The sequence below is a fragment of the Pseudomonas sp. MWU12-2319 genome (genome assembly GCF_023242525.1).
In the GTDB taxonomy this organism is placed as follows: Bacteria; Pseudomonadota; Gammaproteobacteria; order Pseudomonadales; family Pseudomonadaceae; genus Aquipseudomonas; species Aquipseudomonas gingeri_D.
This window is the reverse complement of sequence record NZ_JALJES010000060.1, coordinates 1-776: the sequence shown is the minus strand read 5'-3', so window position 1 is coordinate 776 and position 776 is coordinate 1. Positions and strand designations below refer to the sequence as shown.

The window sequence follows — 776 nt, the reverse complement described above, 5'->3', positions numbered from 1 at the left end:
GCCAACGCCATTCGTGCCCTCAGCATGGATGCCGTGCAAAAAGCCAACAGCGGCCATCCCGGTGCCCCCATGGGTATGGCGGATATTGCCGAAGTACTGTGGCGTGATTACCTGAAGCACAACCCGAGCAACCCGTCGTTCGCCGACCGTGACCGCTTCGTGCTGTCCAACGGCCATGGCTCGATGCTGATCTACTCGTTGCTGCACCTGACCGGCTACGACCTGTCGATCGACGACCTGAAGAATTTCCGCCAACTGCACAGCCGCACCCCGGGTCACCCGGAATACGGCTACACCCCGGGCGTGGAAACCACCACCGGTCCGCTCGGCCAAGGCCTGGCCAACGCCGTGGGCTTCGCCCTGGCGGAAAAAGTCCTGGCGGCGCAGTTCAACCGTCCCGGCCACAACATCGTCGACCACCACACCTATGTGTTCCTCGGTGATGGCTGCATGATGGAAGGCATTTCCCACGAAGTCGCTTCCCTGGCCGGTACCCTGGACCTGGGCAAGCTGATCGCCTTCTATGACGACAACGGCATCTCCATCGACGGCGAAGTCGAAGGCTGGTTCACCGACGACACCCCGAAGCGTTTCGAAGCCTACAACTGGCAGGTGATCCGCAATGTCGACGGCCACGATCCGGAAGAGATCAAGACCGCCATCGAGACCGCGCGCAAAAGCGACCGTCCGACCCTGATCTGCTGCAAGACCACCATCGGCTTCGGTTCGCCGAACAAGCAAGGCAAGGAAGACTGCCACGGCGCCCCACTGGGTGA

The 776-nt window shown here is 61.9% G+C and carries 1 protein-coding gene; it reads left to right on the top strand.

Annotation, left to right across the window (positions count from 1 at the left end):
• The coding region (locus tag M5C01_RS32745) for a transketolase family protein (RefSeq protein WP_248764476.1) at window positions 1-776 on the top strand (776 nt) is incomplete at both ends.